This is a genomic window from Streptomyces phaeolivaceus (genome assembly GCF_009184865.1).
GTDB classification, from domain to species: domain Bacteria; phylum Actinomycetota; class Actinomycetes; order Streptomycetales; family Streptomycetaceae; genus Streptomyces; species Streptomyces phaeolivaceus.
In genome coordinates, this window is sequence record NZ_CP045096.1 from 6,800,285 (window position 1) to 6,825,659 (window position 25,375).

Genomic DNA, 25,375 nt, shown 5'->3' on the forward strand with positions numbered 1-25,375 from the left:
CTCTTGCGTCGACGAGGCGAACAGGCGAACGGGCCTGGAACCTATGAGATGCCTTTGGCCCGGTCAAGGATGCTGCGGAGCCTCTCCGTGGAGGCGTTCTCGAATCCTCGGGTCGGATGAACAGTGAGCCAATTTCAGGTTCAGGGACGGTTCAGCCGCGGCGTCCGCCGAGTGACTTCCGCAGCAGGGGCCCGAGCGGGCGTTCGACCCAGTGGTGCAGCAGCCGGGCCAGCGTCAGCATCAGCGCCACGGTGAGCACGAGGGTGACGGAGGACGGGATGCCGAGGCCCTGGTGCAGCGCCCGGACCACCGGCCAGCCCAGATGCTCGTGCACGAGATAGAAGGGGTACGTCAGGGCACCCGCGGTGGTCAGCCAGGGCCAGTTCACGCGGTCCAGCAGGCCCAGCGCCACTGCCCCGACGGCCACGAAGCCGACGGTGACGGCGAGGACGATACCGAGCTGGGAACGGTAGGAGAAGAAGTCGGGGTTCGGGGCGTGCCACATGGCCTCGACCGTGTGGTACTGGCTCAGCAGCAGGCTGAACACCACGATCAGCCAGGCCGCGGTGTCCCGGCGGTCCCGGTGCACCAGATAGAGGCCCATACCGCCGATGAACAGGGACGCGTACTCCGGCATCAGGACCGTGTCCAGCAGCGGTTCCCGCGCGGCCCCCGCGAGCACCGAGGCCAGTGTCCAGCCGCCGCAGAACCAGATCACCCGTCTGCGGGTCACCCCGGGCAGGACCACGCACAGCGCGAACAGGACGTAGAAGCGGACCTCCGCCCACAGCGTCCAGCACACACCCAGCACCCGGTCCGCGCCCAGCGGCATCTGCAGCATCGTCAGATTGACCAGGAACTCACTGGCGGACACCCGCGCGAAGGCGATGCCCGGCAGGGCGAAGACCGCCGCCACCAGGATCACCGCCGCCCAGTACGCCGGGAACAGCCGGGCCGCGCGGGAGGCCATGAACGACTGCACCGAACGGCCCCAGCCACTCGCACAGATCACGAACCCACTGATCACGAAGAAGGCCTGAACCCCGGCCCACCCGTACGCCAGCCAACTGTGCGCGGTCGGAAACTGCACGGAGGGCGAAGCCCCCCAAGCCTTCCCGATCTCCCCGTCCCGCCCCCCGTAGTGATAGGCGGCGACGGAGAGAGCCGCGAGCAACCGCAGCCCGTCGAGCGCGTAGAGACGCGGTTGAACTGCCGCGCCCCGAAAGGGGCGCGGGGAACTGCGCGACCAGCCCCCACTGACCCGCGGCCGAGACTGAGACCCATCAACGGTCGTCGAAGCAATGGTCGAACTCTTCGAAGTCACTCGGGGCTCACCCCAGAGTGGCTCGCTTGAGGGACCGGGCCCGCCGCGCGACTCTTCGCACGGTCGCGTTGCGCGGAATGAAGGCCAGCTGCACCGGAATCCCACCGGGCAACCCCAGCGAGGTCAGCCGTCGCCGCTTGAAGTACCGCAGGGTGTGCGGGCTCAGATGCTTCGTCAGATACGCGGCGGTCTCCGCGCGCAGCGAGGGGTAGATCTTCGACTGCATCGCGAACCCCACCGCCCGCACCAGCCCGTCGAGGTCCGCCACCTTCGTGCCCGGCCGCTGCGAGGTGACCGCCTCCCGGTCGCTCAGCTCCGGCAGCAGCGCGTCCACGATCGTGACGGGCACCCGGTTGCTGTTCTCGTACGGGGCGAGCCGGTCCAGCAGGGTGCCCGTGCCGACGCGGGCGACCGGCAGGCCGTACAGCGCGGAGGCGGTGAGCAGGGCCGTGGAGAAGCAGCCGACGACGAGGGCCGGACGCATCCGCTGGTAGAGCACCTCGGCGAGGACCGGCGTGTCCAGCACGGTCAGCTCGGCGCCGAGCCGCTCCGCCTCCTTCTCCAGACCGCGCGACCAGCGCGCCGGGGCGCTCGGGTGCGGCTTGAACACCACGCGGGTGTGCCCGAGCGCGACCGCGCCCTTCAACATCGTGACGTGGAGTTCTTCCTCCTCCTCGGCGGTGAGGATGTTGAGCGCGGAGAGGTACTGGCCGAGCAGCAGCGCCGGCTCCTCGATCACCGGCAGCGTGTCACCGGTGTCGACCAGTTCCGCCAGCACCTTCACGAAGGCGTCCGTGGGCACGATCTCCGCCCCGACGCCGAACTCGGTGAGCAGTATCGGCCTCAGGTCCGGCACCAGGTCCAGGTGGAGGAGCCGGTCGATACGGGTGCCGACCAGCGGGTCGATCTTGTTGCGGGTGGGGCCGTAGCTCATCAGGCCGTCCGCGTACACGGTCACCGGGGCGCCGGTGAAGATCTGGGTGAAGCCGAGCGCCGGGTGGACCTGGATGGACTCCACGGCCAGCTCGACGTCGTCGTCGCCCAGGTTCCACAGCAGCCGCAGATGCCGCTCCCACAGCGGGACGTCGTCCAGGCGCGGGGACCAGCCGCCCGGGTGGAACGGGGAGATGGTCTCGTTCCAGGAGATCACCTCGTCGAACCGGCCGCGCAGCCGCTCGAAGCCGGGCATCTCGTCCAGGGCGGGCGCCGTCTCGGGCGTGGCCGCGTTGTTGGAGATCAGCAGGATGCGCCGGGACGCGGGGCGGAAGCACTCGGTGTCCAGGGCCGCGGCCAGCGTCGCCGTGCCGTACAGCGTGGACGCCATGAAGATCTGCGTGGTCACGCGGCTACCCCCGCGGCGGCGGGACGGCGGCGCAGCCGGCGCAGCCGGGTGGCGCGCTGGACGTCCATCGAGTCGAGGGCCTCGTCCAGCACGTCCTGCGGCATTCGGCGCAGCGCGACCGCGCTCATCGACTTCAGTTTCCGTGCCACCGCCGGCTCGAACCTTTCGATGGATCCCAAATGGTGGGAGATAATCGCGCAATATGTGCGCACGGCCTTGGGGAGTAGTTTGTCGGCGTCCCGGTCCTTCGCCGTTTCCGCGATGACCTGGTCGAATGCGCGAATGAAATCGAGCTGGCGTACGTCGCCGATCTGGGTCAGGGACGATGCCACACCGCGTCGGTAGAAGACGCCGAGCAGCCCCACCGTGGCGAAGGAATCGGCCTCCCGGTGGAGTTTCCAGATCCACGGCCGGTCCTCGGCCGTGCGCAGCCCGTGAGTGAAGTGCAACACACCCTTGTCGACCAGCCGGCGGTGGTAGATGCCCGCCCAGGCGAACGCGTAGTCGACGGAGGTGGAGCGGTCGGCGGGCAGGATCGCGTCCCGCGGGTTCATCACCACGCCCCGCCGGCCGTTGGGAACCCGGTGGACGGAACGGGCCCGCGCGGTGCACTGGACATGGTCCGTACGCACGAAGTCGCAGCCCAGGTCCTCGATGGCGCCCAGCAGTCGGGAGTAGTAGCCGGGGGCGAGCCAGTCGTCCCCGTCGAGGAACGTCAGGTACTGACCGCGGGCCTTGTCGATGCCCGTGTTGCGCGCGGTCGCCAGTCCTCCGTTCTTCTCGTGTCTGACATACACCGCCCCCGGCAGCTCGCGCTCCGCGCGCGCGAGGATGTCCGGTGTCTCGTCGCGGGAGCAGTCGTCGACGAGAATGAATTCGAAGTCGTCACGAGCGTTGGCTCTGAGACTCTTCAGGGTGTCGGGCGCGTATTGCTGCACGTTGTAGAACGGCACGATGACGGAGAGCTTGACCACCCCCGTGACGTTAGGGGGCCCTCCGGCATTCGTCTTGACCACCTGCTTGATGTCAGGTGAACGACGCGTGGCGGAACCGTGAACCAGACACTTTCCTGTGCCTTTCATGCCCCGATTCGCCGTTCGTCGATGTGCTGTTAACCCTTTGTTGTATTTGGGTTGGGCCGTTGAACGGAATCGCTTCCTAGCGTCTTCGATGTGCCAGCAAGTGCAACGAACGCCCTGCGAGTCGCCGTACTCGCGGACTCCGACACCCGGTGGAAATGGGGCGCGCTCACCGCGCACCGTCTCGCTCCGGAAGGCTCGGACCTCCGCCTCGACGGCTTCCTCCTGCGCGGCCGAGCCACCCCGACGGCCCGTCAGCTGCAGGAGGTCGGGGTCAGCCCCGACTCCCTGCGCGAGGTGACCGGCCTCGAATTCCTGCGCGCCGTGAAGGAGGACACGAAGGAGGACAAGGAGGAGGGCAAGGAGGACACGGACGAGCAGCCGTACGACGTCGTCCTGCTCTCCCTCGTCGGCGGGGGCGTCCAGGCCATGCTGCACGGCCTGCGCCGGGCCTGGGCCGGGCGCCGGAAGCGGCCCGTGGTCGTCACCGGCTATGTCGGGGTCGTCTACGAGAAGCTCGCCGACGGTCTGCTGCTGCGGCACGGCGCGGACCTGGTCCTCGCCAACTCCCGCCAGGACGCGGACCGCTTCCGGGCGGTGTACGAGGGCGTGGGCGCCGACGCCGGCTCGGTCACCGAGGTCGCGCTGCCCTTCCTGGGCGGCAGGCCCTACGCCGGCGCCGAGGACCCGTCTGCGGAGCAAGGGCGCAGGCCCTACACGGTCGTCTTCGCCGTACAGCCGTCCGTCCCGGACAACCGCAGGGACCGTACGTACCTGCTGAACCGGCTCGTGAGGCACGCGAAGCTGCACCCGGACCGCGAGGTGCTGCTGAAGCTGCGCTCCAAGCCGGGCGAGCACACCACGCACATCGAGGAACTGCCGTACCAGAAGCTGGCGGAGAAGCTGCCCGGCGGTCTGCCGGCCAACTTCCGGCTCGCGTACGGGAACATGGGCGAGGTCCTCGACACCACCGACCTGCTGGTCACCATCAGCTCCACGGCCGCCCTGGAGTCGCTGCACCGCCGGATCCCCACCGTCGTCCTCACCGACCTCGGCATCCGCGAGACCCTCGGCAACCACCACTTCGTGGGCTCCGGCTGCCTCGCCTCCTGGGACCAGCTGGACGCCGGGTACGAGCCGGCGCCGGACCCGGAGTGGGTGGCCCGGCAGGGTGTCGTCGCCGACGGGTCCTACGCGACCGCCTTCGACGCGGCCCGCGACCGCATCGCCAAGCTGGTCGCGGCCGACCGGCTGCCGCCGCTGGAGCCCTACTACACACCCGTCACCGCGCCCGGCTATCTGCCCGGCATCCTCGCCCGCCACCACCTCGGCCCCGACGGCGACCCGCTGCCCGGGGCGCCCGCCGCCGACAAGCAGGCCGGGCCCGTACGGCAGATCGTGCGCCGGGCGGCGCGCGGCGCCTACCGCCACGGAGTGCAGCGCGTGGCCCCCGTCATCCGCCGGATGGGGGAGCTGTGAGCCGCCGATCGACCCCTTCGCACGCACCGCAAGGAGTTCAGCCCATGTCCAACCCGGAAGCGGAACCGGCGCCTTCCGTCCGCCGCGTCCTCGCCGTGATCCCCGCGCGCGGCGGCTCCAAGGGCGTCCCCGCCAAGAACCTCGCCCCCGTCGGCGGTGTTCCGCTGGTGGCCCGCGCGGTGCGCGAGTGCCTCGGCGCCCGGCTGGTGACCGATGTCGTCGTCTCCACCGACGACCACGCCATCGCCGCCGCCGCCCGGGTCTCCGGCGCCGAGGTCGTCCTGCGGCCCGCCGCCATCGCCGGTGACACCGCCACCTCCGAGGCCGCTGTCCTGCACGCCCTGGACGCCCACGAGGCCCTGCACGGCTCGCCGGTCGACGTCGTCCTGCTCGTGCAGTGCACCAGCCCGTTCATCCTCCGCGAGGACATCGACGGCGTGGCCCGCGCCGTCGTGGAACACGGCGCCGACACCGCCCTCACCGTCGCCCCCTTCCACGGCTTCATCTGGCGGGACACCGCCGACGAGCCCCAGATCGCCGAAGCCGCCCGCACGGGAGCCGCGGACGGCGCGTCGATCGACGGCACCGGACCGGTCGACGGCACCGGACCGGTCGACGGCACGGAGTCGGAGGGCGGCTACGGCGTCAACCACGACAAGTCGTTCCGCCCCCGCCGCCAGGACCGCCCGCAGGACCTGCTGGAGACCGGCGCCGCCTACGCCATGGACGCGGCCGGACTGCGCAAGCACCAGCACCGCTTCTTCGGCCGTACGGAACTCGTCCGCACCGACCCCGCCCGGGTCCTGGAGATCGACGACCCGCACGACCTCGCCCGCGCCCAGGCACTCGCGCCGCTCTTCGACGCGGACCGCCCCGGCGCCCTCCCGACCGCCGCCGACATCGACGCGGTCGTCCTCGACTTCGACGGCACCCAGACCGACGACAGGGTGCTGATCGACTCCGAGGGACGGGAGTTCGTCTCCGTGCACCGCGGCGACGGACTCGGTATCGCGGCCCTCCGCAAGAGCGGCCTCACGATGCTGATCCTGTCCTCGGAGAAGAACCCGGTCGTCGCCGCACGGGCCCGGAAGCTGCAGATCCCGGTCCTCCACGGCATCGACCGGAAAGACCTCGCACTGAAGCAGTGGTGCGAGGAGCAGGGCATCGCGCCGGAGCGCGTGCTCTACGTCGGCAACGACGTCAACGACCTCCCGTGCTTCGCCCTCGTGGGCTGGCCCGTGGCGGTCGGCAGCGCCCACGACGTCGTACGCGGCGCCGCACGCGCGATCACCACCGTCCCCGGTGGCGAAGGCGCGATCCGGGAGATCGCCGGCTGGATCCTCGGCCCCTCCCTCGACTCTCTCGACTCCCTCACCAGTTAAGGAAATCAAGGTCATGAGCACCAACTCCCGTCTGCGCACGTTCGGTTCGAAGACCGCCGGCCCCGGCCACCCCGTCTACGTGGTCGGCGAGATCGGCATCAACCACAACGGTGAGCTGGAGAACGCCTTCAAGCTGATCGACGCCGCCGCCGAGGCCGGCTGCGACGCCGTCAAGTTCCAGAAGCGCACCCCCGAGATCTGCACCCCCCGCGACCAGTGGGACATCGAGCGCGACACCCCCTGGGGCCGGATGACCTACATCGACTACCGCCACCGCGTGGAGTTCGGTGAGGACGAGTACCGCCAGATCGACGACTACGCCAAGAGCAAGAACATCGACTGGTTCGCCTCCCCGTGGGACACCGAGGCCGTCGCCTTCCTGGAGAAGTTCGACGTCCCCGCCCACAAGGTGGCCTCCGCCTCCCTGACCGACGACGAGCTGCTGCGCTCCCTGCGCGGCACCGGCCGCACGATCATCCTCTCCACCGGCATGTCGACGCCGAAGCAGATCCGCCACGCGGTCGAGATCCTCGGCTCGGACAACATCCTGCTCTGCCACGCCACTTCCACGTACCCGGCGCAGGCGGAGGAGCTGAACCTCCGCGTCATCAACACCCTCCAGGCCGAGTACCCGAACGTCCCGATCGGCTACTCCGGCCACGAGACGGGCCTGCAGACCACGCTCGCCGCCGTCGCCCTCGGCGCCACCTTCGTCGAGCGCCACATCACCCTCGACCGCGCGATGTGGGGCTCCGACCAGGCCGCCTCCGTCGAGCCCCAGGGCCTGACCCGCCTGGTCCGCGACATCCGCACCATCGAGGCCTCCCTCGGCGACGGCGTCAAGAAGGTCTACGACTCCGAGCTGGGCCCGATGAAGAAGCTGCGCCGGGTCACCGGCGTCGTCGCCGAGGCGGAGATCGCGGCGGCGGCGGGCGAGCCGGTCGGCGTCTGACACCACCACCCCACCCATCAAGGGAAGCGACGGTAGTACGTCGATGAGCCCCCGCGCCGGAACCGCCGGCCCCCACACTCTCGCCTTCGTCGAGAGTCCGGTACAGCTGCTGAACGTGCTGGAGTGGGCGCACGCCCACGCCCTCGGCACGCCCGATGACCCCGGCGCGGGGCCCTTCGGAACAGGCGGCGCGGGGCTCACCCTGGTGGTCCTGTCGCCCAACGACCCCATGACCCGGGGCCAGTTGCGCCGGATGGCGGAGCTGGCCCGGGACGAGGGCCACGACGTGCGCTGGGAGGAGGCGCGCGGCGGTACCGCCGCCCCCTTCCGCACCGTCGGCGGCCTCGCCCCTCTGCTGCGCACCGCGCGCCGCATCGTGCTGGGCGACCCCTTCTCGCGTTACGTCCAGCTCCTGCTGACCATCACCCGGGCACCGGACGTGGTCGTCGTCGACGACGGCACCGCGACCATGGAGTTCGTCTCCCAGCTGGCCCGCGGCGAACGCCTCGTCCGCTGGCACCGCAAGGGCGGCCGGCCCGGCCCCCGCGACCTGCTCTTCGCCCCGGTCTCCTCCAAGGCCCGCAAACGCCTCACCCCGAAGGCCGGCAGGCGCGTCGAGGTCTTCTCCTCCATGCCGATCGACGAGACCCCCGAGGGTGTCTCCGTCACGGCCAACGACTTCTCCTGGACCCGGTCCCGCTTCGGCCCGCCCCGCATCACCAAGGGCGCCGACCTCGTCGGCACCTCCCTCGTGGAGACCGGTGTGGTCGACGGCGAGCGCTACCTCGAAGCCGTCCGCTCCCTCGCCAAGGCCCACGGCGCCACCCGCTACTTCGCCCACCGCCGCGAGAGCGCCGAGAAACTCCACACCCTCGCCGCGGAGACGGGCCTGGAGATCGTCCGCCCCGACCTCCCCCTCGAACTCATCGCCCGGCGCGGCCCCATCGGCCGTACGATCCTGAGCTTCCCGTCCACCGTGGTCCACACCCTGCCGCTGGCGCTGGCCGGAACGGACGTCCGTGTGGCCGTCTGCGACATCGACCCCACCTGGCTCACCCGGAACGCCTCCCCCCGCGCCCAGGGCTTCCTGTCCGGGGTCACCGGCACGGCCCGGGACGTCCACCGGCTGTCGTCGGTGGCGTCGGTCTGACCCCACCCCGCGTGTTCGCTGCGGGGGTATCCGGAGCTGTCGCTTCCCCGGTCGGCGCAGGCCTATCGTGCCGCGAGACCGGGGACGGTGAAGTGCCGCCCCGCAAGGGGGAGTTGTGACGACACACGGCGAACGCACCCGGCTGACACCCACGGCGGACGACCACAGGGTCACCCCCGCCGAACTCTTCTTCGACCTCGTCTTCGTCTACGCGATCACCCAGGTCACCGCCCTGATGGCCGCCGACCCCACCGCCCTGCGGCTGCTGGGCGGCATGGTCGTCCTCGCCCTCCTGTGGTGGTGCTGGTGCTGCTTCGCCTGGCTCGGCAACGTCGTCCGCGCCGACTCCGGCGGCATGTTCGCCGTCCTGGTCGCGGTGATGGCGGTCGTCCTGGTGGTCTCGCTCACGGTCCCCGAGGTCTACGACGACGCCCCGGGCGGCCTGGACGCGCCCCTGCTCTTCGTGGCCTGCTACGGCGCGGTCCGCGTGCTGCACCTGGTGACCTACTGGCTCTCCGCCTCCGACGACACGGCCCTGCGCGCCACCCTGCGCCGTACCGCCCTGCTCTCGGTGCTCCCGCCGTTCACCCTGCTGCTGGTGGGCGCGGCCTTCGACGGCGTCACCCGGATCCTGATCTGGCTGGCCGCGGTGATCATCGACTACGCGGGCATCTTCATCACCGGGAGATCGGGCTGGCGCCTGGCCTCCCCCGCCCACTTCTCCGAACGCCACGGCCTGATCGTCATCATCGCGCTGGGCGAGTCCATCGTCGCGATCGGCGTCGGTGTCACCGGCCATCCGGTGTCCGTCCCGGTGGTGGCCGCCGCCGCCCTCGGCCTGCTGGCCGTCGCGGCCCTCTGGCGGCTGTACTTCCACGGTGTCGCCGAGCCGGCCGAGCACCGCCTCGCCGAACTGACCGGCGACGACCGCACGGTCCTGGCCCGCGACGTCTACACCTTCCTCCACCTGCCGCTGGTGGCCGGTGTCGTGATCACCGCCCTCGGCATGAAGAAGACCCTCCACCAGGTCGCCGACACGGACCACTACGGCCTGGCCGAGCCCCTCCACGGGATGCCCGCCTGGGCCCTGCCGGGCGGCACGGGCCTCTTCCTCCTCGCCGCCGCCGCGATCCTGCTCCGCACCACGGGCCGCCCCACCCCGGCCCTCCTCGCCACCGGCACGGCCTGCGTGGCAGCGGGCCCCCTGATCCCCCACATCCCAGCCCTCGCCGCCCTCGCCGCCCTGACCGCCACGATCACCGCCGTACTCCTCCTGCACACCCACCCAGCCCGGCCCACAACCCCCGAGACCCCATTCCAGCCACCGGCTGCCGACTGAGGGGTGGGCGGGTCAGCTGCGGGGGGTGGGGTGGGCCGGTTGGAGGTGGGGCGAGGGGTGAGCCGGTCGGGAGGCGGGATGAGGGGCGGGGGCTCGGCGGCAGGGCGAGGCGATGGGGGTGGCCGAGGGGGTAGGGAGAGGAGTGGTCGGCGGTTGGTGAGACGGCGGGCCGGTGGGTCGGGAGCGGTGGGTCGGCCGGCCTCGGGCGGGTGAGCGGACCTGTCTGCCGGGGGGCGTTTGGTGGCTTTGGCCGTGAGGTTGACTCTGCTGCGCAATTCCAGGGAGCCTCCGCCGCCCGGACCGCGACCTGCGATGACGCGGTGGCCGGTGCGGCTTTTCCAGCGGGTCCCTGCTGCTCAGCCGAATTGCGCAGCCGAGTCGAGGTTGGGCGAGCCGGTCGGCCGCGGGTCAGCCTGGCGGGTCGGTCGACCTCGGTTGCGCAGGCGGGCCAGCGGGCCGGAAGGGGTGGATCGGCCGGCCTCGGTCGCCGTGTGGGCGGACGGGTCGGCCGGGGGCGGCGCTTCGGTGGGCTCCGGCTGGGCGGGTGGTGAGGTTCGTGCGCCGGTTGTTCTTGGGATGGGCTCGCGCCCCCTGTCGCTTCCGTGATCCCCGTCACCAACGCCACCCGTGCGCCACCCTCGCGCCACCCGATCGCCCCGCACGGCCCCCGCGCCCCGCACGCCCCGCGCAACCGCAGGCCAACGGCGTCCCGGGGCACTCGTCTTCCCGACTGCGACGCCTCCCGGGGGGACCCCTTCGCACACACGGCGTAACCGAACCGGCGCGCGGCGGAGACGGTTCCGGGACGGTGGGGCGGCGCGGACGTGGTATCCGTGGAGTGTGGGAATCGTCCGGACACCCCCGGACGTTTAGACGAAGAGATTCGCGGGCAACCCCGGCGCTCCTTCCTCAGAGTCCCCGAGGTCCACCTGCCCGCGAAGAGGCGGCCGGGTATACCCATCCCTGCCCATTCGTATGCGTTGTGCGACCGGAAATCTCCCCCTCGCGGGCTGATTTTTTGTTGATCGAGGGTGAGAAGGTCGCCCGATCGCCCTACCCTTCAGAGGGTGAACCAACTGATGTCCCGAGAGTCCGAGGCCGATCAGCCAGGGGAAGCCGAAGCGTCGCTCCCCGGCACGTTGCCGGAAGCCCTGCGTGCCGAACTCGTCGCCTTCCGCCGCGACTTGCACATGCACCCGGAGCTCGGCAACCAGGAGTTCCGCACGACCGCCGCGATCAAGGCCCGCCTGGAGAAGGCAGGCCTGCACCCGCGCGTGCTCCCCAGCGGCACCGGACTCATCTGTGACATCGGCGTCTGGAACGGCACCGACAGCTCCGCCCTCGCCCTGCGCGCGGACATCGACGCCCTCCCCATCCCGGACACCAAGGTGGACTGCGACTACCGCTCCACCGTCCCGGACCGCGCCCACGCATGCGGCCACGACGTGCACACCACCGTCGTCCTCGGCGCCGGCCTGGTCCTCGCCGAACTGCACCGCGAGGGCCGGCTGCCCCGCCCGGTCCGGCTGATCTTCCAGCCCGCCGAGGAGGTCCTGCCCGGCGGCGCCGCCGACGTGATCAAGACCGGCGCCCTCGACGGCGTGGGCCGGATCATCGCCGTGCACTGCGACCCCAGGGTCGACGCCGGTTTCATCGGCCTCCGCCACGGCCCCATCACCTCGGCCTGCGACCGGCTGGAGCTGTCCCTCGACGGCCCCGGCGGCCACACCGCGCGCCCCCACCTCACCACCGACCTGGTCACCGCCGCCGCCCGCGTCGTCACCGACGTGCCCGCGCTGGTCGGCCGCCGGTTCGACGCCCGCGCCGGGCTCGTCGTGACCTGGGGCCGTATCGAGTCGGGCCACGCCCCGAATGTCATCCCGCAGCACGCGGAGCTGTCCGGCACCGTCCGCTGCCTGGACATCAACGCCTGGCGGCAGGCCCCCGACCTCATCCACGAGGCGGTCCACGAGGTCGCGACCATGCACCGCGCCAAGCCCGAGATCAACTACATCCGGGGCGTCCCGCCGGTCGTCAACGATCCCGTGGTCACCGAACTCCTCCACGACTCGATGGTGGCCCGCCGCGGCGTCAAGTCCGTCGAGGACACCGAGCAGAGCCTCGGCGGCGAGGACTTCTCCTGGTACCTGGAGCACGTCCCCGGCGCCATGGCCCGCCTGGGCGTCCGCCGTCCGGGCGACCTCACCGTCCGCGACCTCCACCAGGGCGACTTCGACGCCGACGAGCACGCCATCACCGTGGGCGTCGAACTCTTCACCGCCGCCGCCCTCCTGGACGCCCGGATGCGCGCCCTGGACACGGCCGGCCGGTAGGGCCCGCCCGGGGCCCCGCCCTCCCCGGGTTGCGGCCCGCCCACCCTCGCGGCAGCCTGGTGCGCGTGCCCGTACGACCCCCGTACGGACCGCGCACCTTCACGCTGAAGTCACCCCACGTACACGGAACGCGAGGGGTGTGAGAGGCGCTCTGCCCCACACATCCCTTTCGATCCCATGGTTCACGAGGACGTAACCGGCCATCGGCACGAATGGATAACGGCCAGTCGAAACCCCGTTCCCAGGAGTGTCTACGCGCGTTAATGTGCGCCGAACTGAGCACCCGGTCGCGGGGCTGTGGAGAAGATGGGGAACTTCAAAATGCGTCGGATTTCCAAACTGACCCGCGTCGCGGTGGGGGTCGCGTCGCTGGCACTCGCCGCCACGGCCTGTGGTGGCACCAGCAGCGAGAGCAGCGGCAGCGACAGCGAGACCAGCAAGAGCGAAAAGGGTCTCGCGATCGCGTACGACATCGGCGGCAAGGGCGACCAGTCCTTCAACGACGCGGCGTACGCGGGCCTGGAGAAGGCTCAGAAGGAGTTCGACTACCAGACCGAGGACATCGAGCCCACCGAGGGCGAGACGGACGCCGACAAGCAGCAGCGTCTGGAGTCCCTGGCCAAGCAGGGCTACAACCCGGTCATCGGCGTCGGCTTCGCCTACGGCCCCGCCATGGAGGCCGCCGCCAAGGCGTACCCGGACACCTCCTTCGGCATCGTCGACTCGGTCGTCGAGGGCGACAACGTCGCGTCCCTCGTCTTCGCCGAGCAGGAGGCCTCGTACCTCGCCGGTGTCGCGGCGGCCAAGGCCACCAAGACGAACACGGTCGGCTTCATCGGCGGTGTGGACATTCCGCTGATCCACAAGTTCGAGGCCGGCTACAAGCAGGGCGTCGAGGACACCAACTCCAAGGTCAAGGTCCTCTCGCAGTACCTGACCCAGACGGCCGAGGAGGGTGGCTTCTCCAGCCCCGACAAGGGCAAGGCCGCCGCCGAGGGCCAGATCGAGAAGGACGCCGACGTCCTGTACCAGGCCGCCGGTCTGTCCGGCCAGGGTGTCATCGAGGCCGCCGCCAAGGCCAAGGTCTGGGCGATCGGCGTCGACTCCGACCAGTACAACCAGGAGGCCCTGGCCCCCTACAAGGAGTACATCCTCACCTCCGCCCTGAAGGACGTCGGCGGCGCGGTCTACTCCCTCGCCAAGTCCGTCGAGGACGGCAAGCCCCTCACGGGCGTCCAGACCTTCGACCTGAAGGTGGACGGCGTCGGCCTCGCCGACTCCAACCCGAAGATGGGCGAGATCGCCGGCCTCACCGACGCGATCGCCAAGGCCAAGGCGGGCATCATCGACGGCACGATCAAGGTGAAGACCGAGTAGGTCCGTATCCGCGATGAGCGCCGACAGCGGGCGGGTGTACGTGTACACCCGCCCGCTTCCCGTATTCGTACGCCGGTGAGGGGCAGCGGGCCCCAAAGGGGCGCGAGGCTGTATCGATATGCGGCTCCGCCGCGTGGGCGCGACCAGCCACAACGCACCCGCACCCGAAACGCGACCCCCGAACCCCCACACCACCCCCGGGCACCCTAAAAACACGGCCCCATAACAACGTGGTCCACCACCCTTCACCCGGAGGGTCTACGCGCGTTACTCTGCGGCGAAAGCTATATAAGGCGCCGATGCTGCGAAGCATTACTGATCAGTACCCTGATCCGTACCCTCCGGCGCTGTACGACAGGAGCACCACACATGCGCCGGGTTTCCCGCCTCGCGGTCGCAGGCGCAGCGACCGCCTCCCTCGCCCTCGCCCTCTCCGCCTGCGGCGGTACCTCGTCGGAGGCCTCGTCCTCCGCCGACTCCAAGGGCGACCTGGGCCTCGCCATCGCGTACGACGTCGGCGGCAAGGGCGACCAGTCCTTCAACGACGCGGCCTACGCGGGCCTGGAGCAGGCGAAGAAGGAGTTCGGGTACAAGACGCAGGACATCGAGCCCACCGAGGGCGAGACGGACGCGGACAAGGAGCAGCGCCTGGTCTCCCTGGCCAAGCAGGGCTACAACCCGGTCGTCGGCGTCGGCTACGCGTACGCGACGGCCGTGAAGGCCGCCGCCGAGCAGTACCCGGACACCACCTTCGGCATCGTCGACGACTCCACGGTCCAGCTGGACAACGTCGCGGACCTGGTCTTCTCCGAGGAGCAGGCCTCGTACCTCGCGGGCGTCGCGGCGGCCAGGGCCACCGAGACGAACACGGTCGGCTTCGTGGGCGGTGTGGACATCCCGCTGATCCACAAGTTCCAGGCCGGTTTCGAGCAGGGCGTCAAGGACACCAACCCGAAGGCGAAGGTGCTCACCCAGTACCTGACCCAGACGGCCGAGGAGGGCGGCTTCTCCAGCCCCGACAAGGGCAAGACGGCCGCCGAGGGCCAGATCGAGAAGAAGGCCGACGTCGTGTACGCGGCGGCCGGTCTGTCCGGCCAGGGTGTGATCGAGGCCGCCGCCGCGAACAGGATCTGGGCGATCGGCGTCGACTCCGACCAGTACCGGCAGGAAGCCCTCGCGAAGTACAAGGACTCCATCCTGACCTCGGCGACGAAGGACGTCGCCAAGGCGGTGTACAACCTGGCGAAGTCGGTCGAGGACGGCAAGCCCGGGACCGGTATCGTCAGGGGCGATCTGAAGACGGGCGAGGTCGGCCTCGCGGACTCCAACCCGAAGTTCAAGAACGACACCGAACTCCAGGAGGCCATCACCACGGCCAAGGAGAAGATCATCAGCGGCGAGATCAAGGTCAGGACCAGCTGATCGAGGTCGAGATCCGCTGACCCAGTCACACCATGAGCAGCCGGGCGGCTGCCGGGGGAGTCTCGGACACCACCGAGGCACCGCACTCCCGGAGCCGCCGGTAACCGCGGGGTTACGTGCGCTCAACGGGGTACGGGGAGCATCGCTCCCTGTACCCCGTTGTCTAAGTACGTCGCCGCCCGCTTCCGATGCCGTAGGGGCGCTACGCGCGTAGACGACCCCCTTTCCCAGGAGAGTGCGCCATCAACGCGTCCAGCAGCCCTCCGGCCGACGCGGCGGTCAACGACACGGTGACCGCCGTAGAACTCGCCGGGATCACCAAGCGATTCCCCGGCGTCGTGGCCAACCACGACATCCACCTCACCGTGCGCAAGGGCACCGTCCACGCCCTCGTCGGAGAGAACGGCGCCGGCAAGTCGACCCTGATGAAGATCCTCTACGGCATGCAGAAGCCGGACGAGGGCACCATCGCGGTCGACGGCGAGCAGGTCTCGTTCTCGTCCCCGGCCGACGCCATCGTGCGCGGCATCGGCATGGTGCACCAGCACTTCATGCTCGCCGACAACCTCACGGTCCTGGAGAACGTGGTCCTCGGCAGCGAGAAGCTGTACGGCATCAGCGGCAAGGCCCGCCGCAAGATCAAGGAGATCTCCGACCGGTACGGCTTCGGGGTGCGCCCCGACGTCCTGGTCGAGGAACTCGGCGTCGCCGAGCGCCAGCGCGTGGAGATCCTCAAGGTCCTCTACCGCGGCGCCCGCACCCTGATCCTGGACGAGCCGACCGCCGTGCTCGTGCCCCAGGAGGTCGAGGCCCTCTTCACCAACCTGCGCGAACTGAAGGCGCAGGGCCTCGCGGTCATCTTCATCTCGCACAAGCTGGGCGAGGTGCTGTCGGTCGCCGACGAGATCACCGTCATCCGGCGCGGTACGACCGTCGGCACGGCCGTCCCCGCCGAGACCACTCCGCGCCAGCTCGCCGAGCTGATGGTCGGCAGCGAACTGCCCACCCCCGAGACGGCCGAGTCCACGGTCACCGACCGCCCCGTCCTCACCGTCAAGGACCTGCGCCTGGAGGCCGTCGGCGGCAAGGCGCTGCTCGACGACATCACCTTCACCATCCACGCGGGCGAGGTCCTCGGCCTCGCCGGTGTCGAGGGCAACGGCCAGACCGAGCTGGTCGACGCGCTCATCGGCCTGAAGTCCGCCGACTCCGGCACGATCGCGCTCGCCGACGACGAGATCACCACCTGGGCCACCCGCAAGCGCCGCGAGCAGGGCATCGGCTACATCCCCGAGGACCGCCACCGGCACGGTCTGCTGCTGGAGGCCCCCCTCTGGGAGAACCGTATCCTCGGCCATGTGACCGAGCGGCCCAACGCCAAGGGCGTCTGGCTCGACCCGAAGGCCGCCCAGGAGGACACCCGCCGGATCGTCGCCGAGTACGACGTCCGCACCCCCGGCATCGACGTCACCGCCGCCTCCCTCTCCGGCGGCAACCAGCAGAAGCTGATCGTCGGCCGCGAGATGAGCCACAAGCCGCGCTTCCTGATCGCCGCCCACCCCACCCGCGGTGTGGACGTCGGGGCGCAGGCCCAGATCTGGGACCAGATCCGTGAGGCCCGCCGCGAGGGCCTGGCCGTGCTGCTGATCTCCGCCGACCTGGACGAGCTGATCGGTCTGTCCGACACCCTCCGGGTCATCTACAACGGCAAGCTGGTCGCCGACGCCGACCCGGCCACCATCACCCCCGAGGAGCTGGGCTCGGCCATGACCGGCGCCGCCACCGGCCACCTCGCACACGAAGAGACCCCCGAGACTCCCGACCCGCGCAAGGCCCCCGAGGCCGGCGAGTCTCCGGAAGACGAGGCCAACTGATGAAGAAGTTCGACAAGGAGCGGGTGCTCCTCGCCGTCGCCGGCCCGGTCCTCGCGCTCGCCGTGGCCTTCGCCCTCACCGCGATCGTGCTGCTCGCCTCCGGCAAGAACCCGGTCGAGCCGTTCACGATCATGTTCGAGCAGGCCACGTTCTCCGACATCCAGGTCCGGATCATCAACCAGGCCTCGCTGTACTACGTCGCGGCCCTCGCGGTGGCCATCGGCTTCCGGATGAACCTGTTCAACATCGGTGTCGACGGCCAGTACCTCCTCGGGGCCATGATCACCGCGATCGTCGGCGCCCATGTCGACCTGCCCGCGGTCCTGCAGATCCCGCTGCTGATGCTCACCGCGATCCTCACCGGCGCCTTCTGGGCCGGCATCGTCGGTGTCCTCAAGGTCACCCGGGGCGTCAGCGAGGTCGTCGCCTCGATCATGCTGAACGCGATCGCCACCTCCGTCATCGGCTACCTCTGGCTGCCGAACGTCTTCGGCGTCAAGGTCGGCAACAACAACACCACCGGCGAGATGGCCGAGTCCGGCTGGGTCCCCGGCATCGACATGGGCAAGGCCGGCGAGATCTACGGCCTGGTCCTGCTCGCCGTCCTCCTCGGCATCGGCTACTGGATCGTCATCAACCGCACCCGCTTCGGCTTCGACCTGCGCGCCTCCGGCGCCTCGGAGTCGGCCGCCGCGGCCAGCGGTGTCGACCCCAAGCGCATGATCCTCACCGCCATGCTGATCTCCGGCGGTGTCGCGGGCCTCGCGGGCCTGCCGATCCTCCTCGGCGACACCCACACGTACAGCCTCAACTTCCCCACCGGCATCGGCTTCCTCGGTATCGGCATCGCCCTCCTCGGCCGTAACGGCCCCGTCGGCATCGCCTTCGCCGCCCTGCTGTGGGCCTGGCTCGACAAGGCCTCCCCGGAGCTGGACTTCCACGGCTACGACAAGGAGATCGCGGTCATCATGCAGGGCCTGATCGTGCTCTCGGTCGTCGTCTCCTACGAGACCGTGCGCGAGTGGGGTCTGCGCCGCCAGCAGCGCCGGGTCGGCGCCGAACTGGCCGCCGGGCATGTCCTCGGCGCGGACGCCTCCGACAACAACGACGTCAAGAAGGAGGTGTCGGGCCGATGACCACGAGCACCACCGCGACCGACCTCAACCAGCCCTCGCTGGAGCCGACCGCCCCGACCGGCCGCAAGCTGTCGCTGCCCGTGCTGCTGCTGGTCATCTCCGGCGTCCTGGCACTCACCTCGATCGTCCGCATCATCACCGGCGCCGACGGCATCACCAACGTCAGCCAGATGTCCACCGCGCTGGAACTGGCCGTCCCGATCGGCCTCGCCGGTCTCGGCGGTCTGTGGGCCGAGCGCGCGGGCGTCGTCAACATCGGCCTCGAAGGCATGATGATCCTCGGCACCTGGTTCGGCGCCTGGGCCGGTTTCCAGTACGGCCCCTGGACCGGTGTCCTGGTCGGCATCGCCGGCGGCGCCCTCGGCGGTCTGCTGCACGCCTTCGTCACCGTCACCTTCAACGTCAACCACATCGTCTCCGGTGTGGCCATCAACATCCTCGCCCTCGGCGCCACCCGCTATCTCGCCCCCCTCGCCTTCGAGGGCCACCAGGGCGGCTCCGCCAAGCAGTCCCCGCCCGTCGACTCCCTCGGCGACTTCACCGTCCCCGGCCTGTCGGACGCGCTCCAGACCCTCAACGAGAAGGGCTGGTTCTTCGTCTCCGACCTCGCCGGCCTGCTCGGCGGCCTGGTCACCAACGTCTCCTGGCTGACCCTCGTCGCCGTCGCCCTGATCCCCGCCACCTGGTGGATCCTGTGGCGCACCGCCTTCGGTCTGCGGCTGCGCTCCTGCGGTGAGAACCCGGTCGCCGCCGAGTCCCTCGGCGTCAACGTCTACAAGTACAAGTACCTCGCCGTGATCATCTCCGGCGGACTGGCCGGCCTCGGCGGCGCCTTCCTCTCCATCGTCGCCAACCCCTTCTACCTGGAGGGCCAGACCAGCGGACGCGGCTACATCGGCCTCGCCGCGATGATCTTCGGCAACTGGATGCCGGGCGGACTCGCCCTCGGCGCCGGCCTCTTCGGCTACACCGACAGCCTCAACCTGCGCGGCGGCTCCGAGAACGTCCACGCCCTGCTGCTCCTCGGCGCCCTGCTGCTGATCATCGGAGCGATCTGGCAGGCCGTCCGCAAGAAGTACGTGGCCGCCGCGATCACCTTCGTCATCGGCGCCCTGGTCTTCACCTGGTACGCGACCACCAACGAGGTCCCCAACCAGGTCGTCGCCGCCACGCCGTACGTCATCACCCTGATCGTCCTCGCGCTCTCCGCCCAACGCCTGCGCATGCCGAAGGCGGACGGACTGCCGTACCGGAAGGGCCAGGGCAAGTGACCGCCGTCCGGGCCGCCGCCGCGGACGTCGACTGGGAGAAGCTGCGGTCGGTGGCCCGGGACGCCATGTCCCGGGCGTACGCCCCGTACTCCGGCTACCCGGTCGGGGTGGCCGCCCTCGTCGACGACGGCCGAATCGTCTCCGGCTGCAACGTCGAGAACGCCAGTTACGGCCTCGGTCTGTGCGCGGAGTGCGGTCTGGTCTCGGCGCTGCAGAACAGCGGCGGCGGCCGGCTCACCCACTTCACCTGTGTGGACGGCAAGGGCGACATCCTCGTCCCGTGCGGTCGCTGCCGTCAGCTCCTCCACGAGTTCGGCGGCCCGGACCTCCTGCTGGAGACCCCGGCGGGAATCCTGCCCCTCTCGGAGATGCTGCCCCAGGCCTTCGGCCCGGACCATCTCACCAAGTGACTCCCGTGCGGCCCCTCCTGACGAACGGTCGGAGGGGCCGCACGCTTTCGGACCCTGGAAAGGAACGCCATGACCTCTCTGCCGTCTTTGTCGATGGACGCCGTCTCCGTCATCCGCACCAAGCGGGACCGCGGTGAACTCAGTGACGAGCAGATCGACTGGGTCATCGACGCGTACACCCGCGGCGAGGTCGCCGACTACCAGATGGCCGCCCTCAACATGGCGATCCTCCTCAACGGCATGGACCGCCGCGAGATCGCCCGCTGGACGGCCGCGATGATCGCCTCCGGCGAGCGCATGGACTTCTCGTCCCTGTCCCGCCCCACCGCCGACAAGCACTCCACCGGCGGCGTCGGCGACAAGATCACCCTCCCCCTCGCCCCCCTGGTCGCGGCCTGCGGCGCGGCCGTCCCCCAGCTCTCCGGCCGGGGCCTCGGCCACACCGGCGGCACCCTCGACAAGCTGGAGTCCATCCCCGGCTGGCGGGCGCTGCTGTCGAACGAGGAGATGCTGAACGTCCTGGACGAGGTGGGCGCGGTGATCTGCGCGGCGGGCGACGGCCTGGCCCCGGCCGACAAGAAGCTCTACGCCCTGCGGGACGTCACGGGCACCGTGGAAACCATCCCCCTGATCGCCTCCTCGATCATGTCGAAGAAGATCGCCGAGGGTACGGGCTCCCTGGTCCTGGACGTGAAGGTGGGCAGCGGGGCCTTCATGAAGACGCTGGAGGACGCGCGGGAACTGGCGTCCACGATGGTCGGCCTCGGCACCGACCACGGCGTCAAGACGGTCGCCCTCCTGACGGACATGTCGACCCCCCTCGGCCTCACCGCCGGCAACGCGCTGGAGGTCCGCGAGTCGGTCGAGGTCCTGGCGGGCGGCGGCCCGGCGGACGTCGTGGAACTGACGATCGCGCTGGCCCGGGAGATGCTCGACGCCGCCGGGGTGAAGGACGCCGACCCGGCGAAGGCCCTGGCCGACGGCTCGGCGATGGACGCCTGGCGCCGCATGATCGCGGCCCAGGGCGGCGACCCCGACGCCGCGCTCCCGACCTCCCGCGAGCAGCACGTGGTGAAGGCGACCGCCTCGGGCGTCCTGACCCGCCTGGACGCCTACGACATCGGTATCGCCGCCTGGCGGCTCGGCGCCGGACGCGCCCGCAAGGAGGACCCGGTGCAGGCCGCCGCGGGCGTCGAGATGCACGCCAAGCCCGGCGACACGGTGACCGAGGGCCAGCCCCTGCTGACCCTGCACACCGACACTCCCGAGCGCTTCGGCTACGCCCTGGAGGCGGTGGAGGGCTCGTACGACATCGCGGCCCCGGGCACGGCGTTCAGCGCGACCCCGATCGTGCTGGACCGGATCTCCTGAGGCACGGCCGCGCGGCTGCCCGGACGTGTGTCCGGGCAGCTCATGGCGGCTCACGGCGGGTGTGGTCGCCCTCACGGGTGCGTCGCGATGAGTTCCGGTATCCCGCCCGGTCTACAGATCGTGGACGCGACGACACCCGCCGTACTCGTGCTGCCAGGCCCCGTGACCCGGGACGAGGTGCCTGGGCTCTGTGCCGAGGTACGCGCGAGACTGGAGGGGACCGGGGGCCGGCCCGGCGGAGGGGTACTGGTCTGCGATGTCGCCGGTATCGGCCCACCGGGCCTGGCCGCCGTCGACGTACTGGCCCGGTTGCAGCTCGCCGCGCGGCGGGCCGGGGGCCGGATACGGCTGCGGGACCCCGACCCGGCGCTGAGCGCGCTACTGGGCTTCGTCGGGCTTGCCTTCGATGTGGAGGGGCAGGCCGAAGAGGGGGAACCAGCGGGCGGTGTCGAGGAAGCAGTGGAATCCGGCGATCCGGCCCTCTGAGATCTCCAGCACCTGCACGGCCCAGGCGCTGAAACCGCCCTTCTCCGGGTCCGGCTTGTACTGCGCGAAGCCCGGCAGGCCGTTCACCGCGACCGGTACCAGATGCGATCCGGCACAGGCCGCACCGAGCGTGGTCATGAAGCCGGTGATGTCGCCGGTCCCGGTCAGCCACAGGTCGAACGGCGGCATCGTCATGACCGCGTCCTCGTGCAGCAGGGCCGTCAGCGCCGCCATGTCGTACCCCTCGAAGGCGGCCACATAGCGGTCGAGGAGCTTGCGCTGCTCCTCGTCCAGCGGATCGGAGACATCGGCCGCGGCGCCCTGTCCGCCGCCCTCGGCGAGGGTCGCGCGGGCCCGCTGCAGGGCGCTGTTCACCGAGGCGACGGAGGTGTCGAGCAACTCGGCGACCTCGCTTGCCTTCCACGCCAGCACCTCGCGCAGGATGAGCACCGCGCGCTGCTTCGACGGCAGCCGCTGCAGCGCGGCCACGAACGCCAGCCGCACGGACTCCTTGGCGACGGCGGCCTCCGCCGGGTCGGCGGTGGCGGGCAGCACCCGGGCGTCCGGCACCGGCTCCAGCCAGGTGTTGTCCGGCCGGGGCGAGAGGGCGGCCTGGGCGAGCGGTGTCGACTCGGTGAGATCCATGGGACGGGCCCTCTTGTTCCCGGCGGTCAGCATGTCCAGACACACGTTCGTGGCGATCCGGTACAGCCAGGACCGCAGGCTCGACCGCCCCTCGAACTTCTCGTAACTCCGCCAGGCACGGATCATCGTGTCCTGCACGGCGTCCTCCGCCTCGAAGGACGAGCCGAGCATCCGATAGCAGTACCCGGTCAACTCGACCCGGTGCCTCTCCAGCCGGACATCCAGATCCGCCGTCGCCGTCGCCGTACCGTCACCCATGGCCAACCCACCCCTGTGCCATCCCTGTGCGTACCAACACCTCGGAAGCTACCGCAGCCCACTGACAATGGCTCGTGGAAGGGATGAAGGGGCAGGTCAGGGGGGTCGTGTGTCGTCCGCGGGCCCGGTGGGGCTTCTCGCGCGGTTCCCCGCGCCCCTGACGGGCCTGCGGCCCTTTCGGGCCGAAAAAGCATGGGGCGCAGGCCCTGCTTTTTCAGGGGCGCGGGGAACCGCGCGACCAGCCCCCACCGGACCCGCGGATGGGGGTCGAAGGGGCGCAGCCCCTGGCGATGGGACGGGTAGGGGCGGCGGGGGCGAAAAAGAAGGTCAGTGAACCGGCACCGGCCCGCGCCGGGCCGCATGGGACCCCACCACGGTGATCCCCACGACCCCCAGCACGGCCAGCAGCCCCAGCGAGACGGTCCCACCCCAACCACCCGCGTGGAACGCCACCGCCCCGAGCGTGCTCCCCGCACTGGACCCCACGTAGTACGCCGACTGGTACAGCGCGGACGCCTGCGCCCGCCCCTCCTTCGCCGTGTGACTCACCGACGACGAGGCGACGGCATGCCCCGCGAAGAACCCGGCGGTGATCAGCACCAGCCCCACCAGCACCAGCACCAGCGAGTCGGAGAGCGAGAACAGCAGCCCGGCGGTCGTCGTACCGCCCGCGAGATACAGCGCGCCCCGCCGCCCGAGCCGCCCCGCCAGCCTCCCGGCGGTCGACGCGGACACCGTACCCACCAGGTACACGAGGAAGATCGTCCCGATGACACCCTGGGGGAGCGAGAACGGTGCGTCGGCCAGCCGGTAGCCGATCACCGTGTAGACGCCGCCGAAGACCGTCATGAACAGCGCGCCGATCGCGTACAGCCGCCGCAGCAACGGGTTCGAGAGATGCGCCCGGACCGTACGCCCCAGCACCCGGGGCCGCAGCGACCCCGCCACGAAGTGCCTGGGCGCCGGCAGCAGCAGCCGGAAGGCCACCGCGCAGCCCACCGCGATCACTCCGAGCACGGCCAGCGCGACCCGCCAGCCCCACTCCTGGGCGACCCACCCGGTGAGGACCCGCCCGCTCATCCCGCCGACGCTGTTGCCGGCGACGAAGAGCCCGATCGCGGTGATCAGCGCCTTGGGGCGGACCTCCTCGGCGAGATACGCGGTCGCGGAGGCCGGCACCCCGGCCAGTGCCGCGCCCTGCACGGCCCGCAGTACGACCAGCGCGCCCAGGGAGGGCGCGAAGGGGATCAGCAGCCCGACCGTCACCGCGACCGCCAGCGACGCCGTCATCACCGTACGCCGCCCGAACCGCTCCGACAGCGCGCTCATCGGCAGCACGAACAGCGCCAGCGCACCGGTCGCCGCCGACACCGTCCAGCTCGCCGCGCTCGCCGTCGTCCCGAAGCCGTCCGAGATCAGCGGCAGCAGCGCCTGTGTGGAGTAGAGGAGGGCGAAGGTCGCGACACCCGCGAGGAACAGCGCCAGACTCATCCGGCGGTAGCCGGGCCCACCGGGGGTCACCCGGGAGTCGACGACGGCCGGACGGGGGGAACGGGGCGAACGGTCGGACGTGGCGGATACGGCGCCCACGGTGGTGGACGCCTCGGTACTGGCGGAAGGCATGCCTCGAAACTACGTACGGCGCCGCTCATCCGTCCAATGCATGGATCGCCCATAATCGTTCCCGTGACGCATCAGCAGAGGTCAGGGCCGCGCCTGTCACCGTCCGGTGACACAGAAGACATCGACGGCACCGGCAGGAGAGGCGACAGCGGCGACAGTGGGGACAGTGGGGATATCGACGACATCGTCCTGCGCCTCGCGCCCCGTCTCGCCTATTTCGCCGGCGTCGCCCGCACCGAGCACGTCACCGGGGCCGCGCGCGAGATGCGGGTCCCGCAGTCGACGCTGTCGCGGGCCATGGTCCGCCTCGAACAGGACCTGGGCGTCGACCTGTTCGCCCGCCGGGGGCGCACGGTCTCCCTGACGCACGCCGGCCGCACCTTCCACGCCTCCGTGGAACGCGCCCTCGCCGAGATCGAGCGCGCCGCCGACGAGGTCCGCGCCGACGCCGACCCCGCCACCGGCAAGGTCGCCTTCGGCTTCCTGCACACCATGGGCGCCGAGACCGTCCCAGGCCTTCTCCAGGCCTTCCGCGCCGAACACCCCCGCGTCCGCTTCAGCCTCGTCCAGAACTACGGCGAGGCCATGCTCGAACGCCTGCGCGCCGGCGAACTCGACCTCTGCCTCACCTCACCCGTCCCGGACGCCCCCGATCTGGTGGCCCGCCGCCTCGACGAACAGAAGCTCCGCCTGGTCGTCCCCGCCGACCACCGCCTCGCCGCCCGCAAACGCGTCCGCCTCGCCGAGGCCGCCGACGAAACCTTCGTCACCCTCGAACCCGGCTACGGCATGCGCCGCATCACCGACGACCTCTGCAAGGAGGCCGGCTTCAAGCCCCGTATCGCCTTCGAGGGAGAGGAGGCGGAAACACTGCGGGGCCTGGTGGCGGCGGGCCTGGGCGTGGCCCTCCTACCGCCCCCGGCCGTCCCCCGGCCGGGCGTCGTCGAACTGACGGTCACCGCCCCGCGAGCGGCCCGCGAAATCGGCGTGGCCTGGCTCGACGGCCACCCCGACACACCCCCGGTGGCGGCCTTCAAGAAGTTCCTGCTGTCGAGAAGGGGCCACCTCCTCCACGACTGACGCGAGCCGCAGCCGCGCCAGGAAGGGGCGCGGGGAACTGCG

The 25,375-nt window shown here is 70.7% G+C and carries 20 protein-coding genes; 15 read left to right on the forward strand and 5 right to left on the reverse strand.

Annotated elements, in window-relative coordinates:
• Window positions 1-151 precede the first annotated feature (151 nt).
• Genes F9278_RS31570 through F9278_RS31580 form a run of 3 tightly spaced genes read right to left on the reverse strand, consistent with a single transcriptional unit; the run spans window position 152 to window position 3,640 of the window.
• Window positions 152-1,324 carry an acyltransferase family protein gene (locus F9278_RS31570; protein ID WP_152171330.1) on the reverse strand — a complete coding sequence of 391 codons (1,173 nt, stop codon included), beginning with the start codon at window positions 1,322-1,324 and terminating at the stop codon, window positions 152-154.
• Between the two features lie 7 nt (window positions 1,325-1,331).
• Window positions 1,332-2,666 (reverse strand): alpha-2,8-polysialyltransferase family protein, encoded by a 1,335-nt coding sequence (locus F9278_RS31575; protein ID WP_152171331.1) that lies wholly within the window; start codon window positions 2,664-2,666, stop codon window positions 1,332-1,334.
• A complete protein-coding gene (locus tag F9278_RS31580) occupies window positions 2,663-3,640 on the reverse strand; it encodes a glycosyltransferase family 2 protein (RefSeq protein ID WP_152171332.1) in 978 nt (325 codons plus the stop codon). The genes F9278_RS31575 and F9278_RS31580 overlap by 4 nt, the downstream gene beginning before the upstream one ends.
• 198 nt (window positions 3,641-3,838) lie before the next feature.
• Between F9278_RS31580 and F9278_RS31585 the strand changes: the two genes are divergently transcribed.
• From F9278_RS31585 to F9278_RS31650, 14 genes are all read left to right on the forward strand, one after another.
• Entirely contained in the window at window positions 3,839-5,224 is a 1,386-nt protein-coding gene (locus F9278_RS31585) for a DUF6716 putative glycosyltransferase (RefSeq protein WP_152171333.1), read from the forward strand.
• A 44-nt stretch (window positions 5,225-5,268) separates the two neighbouring features.
• On the forward strand, window positions 5,269-6,606 hold the full coding sequence (locus F9278_RS31590; RefSeq protein WP_152171334.1) for an N-acylneuraminate cytidylyltransferase: 1,338 nt from the start codon (window positions 5,269-5,271) through the stop codon (window positions 6,604-6,606).
• A gap of 13 nt (window positions 6,607-6,619) precedes the next feature.
• Complete coding sequence (locus F9278_RS31595) at window positions 6,620-7,558, forward strand: N-acetylneuraminate synthase family protein (protein ID WP_152171335.1); 939 nt, start codon at window positions 6,620-6,622, stop codon at window positions 7,556-7,558.
• Window positions 7,559-7,601: 43 nt separating this feature from the next.
• The gene (locus tag F9278_RS31600) at window positions 7,602-8,708 is read left to right on the forward strand and encodes a hypothetical protein (RefSeq protein WP_152171336.1); all 1,107 of its coding nucleotides are present in this window, start codon (window positions 7,602-7,604) and stop codon (window positions 8,706-8,708) included.
• Between the two features lie 115 nt (window positions 8,709-8,823).
• Entirely contained in the window at window positions 8,824-10,047 is a 1,224-nt protein-coding gene (locus F9278_RS31605; RefSeq protein ID WP_152171337.1) for a low temperature requirement protein A, read from the forward strand.
• Window positions 10,048-11,126: 1,079 nt separating this feature from the next.
• Window positions 11,127-12,380, forward strand: coding sequence for an amidohydrolase (locus F9278_RS31610; protein WP_152171338.1), 1,254 nt, complete (start codon window positions 11,127-11,129; stop codon window positions 12,378-12,380).
• Between the two features lie 321 nt (window positions 12,381-12,701).
• Window positions 12,702-13,757, forward strand: a complete 1,056-nt coding sequence (locus tag F9278_RS31615) for a BMP family lipoprotein (RefSeq protein WP_193241714.1) — start codon at window positions 12,702-12,704, stop codon at window positions 13,755-13,757.
• Window positions 13,758-14,126: 369 nt separating this feature from the next.
• On the forward strand, window positions 14,127-15,179 hold the full coding sequence (locus F9278_RS31620; RefSeq protein ID WP_152171340.1) for a BMP family lipoprotein: 1,053 nt from the start codon (window positions 14,127-14,129) through the stop codon (window positions 15,177-15,179).
• A 290-nt stretch (window positions 15,180-15,469) separates the two neighbouring features.
• Window positions 15,470-17,053 carry an ABC transporter ATP-binding protein gene (locus F9278_RS31625; RefSeq protein ID WP_152171341.1) on the forward strand — a complete coding sequence of 528 codons (1,584 nt, stop codon included), beginning with the start codon at window positions 15,470-15,472 and terminating at the stop codon, window positions 17,051-17,053.
• Window positions 17,053-18,189 (forward strand): ABC transporter permease, encoded by a 1,137-nt coding sequence (locus tag F9278_RS31630; protein ID WP_152171342.1) that lies wholly within the window; start codon window positions 17,053-17,055, stop codon window positions 18,187-18,189. The genes F9278_RS31625 and F9278_RS31630 overlap by 1 nt, the downstream gene beginning before the upstream one ends.
• The gene (locus tag F9278_RS31635; RefSeq protein ID WP_152171343.1) at window positions 18,186-19,460 is read left to right on the forward strand and encodes an ABC transporter permease; all 1,275 of its coding nucleotides are present in this window, start codon (window positions 18,186-18,188) and stop codon (window positions 19,458-19,460) included. The genes F9278_RS31630 and F9278_RS31635 overlap by 4 nt, the downstream gene beginning before the upstream one ends.
• Window positions 19,457-19,870 (forward strand): cytidine deaminase, encoded by a 414-nt coding sequence (locus tag F9278_RS31640; protein WP_152171344.1) that lies wholly within the window; start codon window positions 19,457-19,459, stop codon window positions 19,868-19,870. Before F9278_RS31635 ends, F9278_RS31640 begins: the two co-directional genes overlap by 4 nt.
• 87 nt (window positions 19,871-19,957) lie before the next feature.
• Window positions 19,958-21,241, forward strand: coding sequence for a thymidine phosphorylase (locus tag F9278_RS31645; protein ID WP_152174247.1), 1,284 nt, complete (start codon window positions 19,958-19,960; stop codon window positions 21,239-21,241).
• Window positions 21,242-21,328: 87 nt separating this feature from the next.
• Window positions 21,329-21,727 (forward strand): STAS domain-containing protein, encoded by a 399-nt coding sequence (locus tag F9278_RS31650; RefSeq protein WP_152171345.1) that lies wholly within the window; start codon window positions 21,329-21,331, stop codon window positions 21,725-21,727.
• Here the strand turns inward: F9278_RS31650 and F9278_RS31655 are convergent.
• Both F9278_RS31655 and F9278_RS31660 read right to left on the reverse strand, forming a co-directional pair.
• Window positions 21,620-22,630, reverse strand: a complete 1,011-nt coding sequence (locus F9278_RS31655) for a sigma-70 family RNA polymerase sigma factor (protein ID WP_152171346.1) — start codon at window positions 22,628-22,630, stop codon at window positions 21,620-21,622. The two genes, F9278_RS31650 and F9278_RS31655, sit on opposite strands and share 108 nt — an antisense overlap.
• 327 nt (window positions 22,631-22,957) lie before the next feature.
• Window positions 22,958-24,253 (reverse strand): MFS transporter, encoded by a 1,296-nt coding sequence (locus F9278_RS31660; protein ID WP_152171347.1) that lies wholly within the window; start codon window positions 24,251-24,253, stop codon window positions 22,958-22,960.
• Between the two features lie 63 nt (window positions 24,254-24,316).
• Between F9278_RS31660 and F9278_RS31665 the strand changes: the two genes are divergently transcribed.
• A complete protein-coding gene (locus F9278_RS31665) occupies window positions 24,317-25,333 on the forward strand; it encodes a LysR family transcriptional regulator (protein WP_193241715.1) in 1,017 nt (338 codons plus the stop codon).
• The last annotated feature ends 42 nt before the right edge of the window (window positions 25,334-25,375 follow it).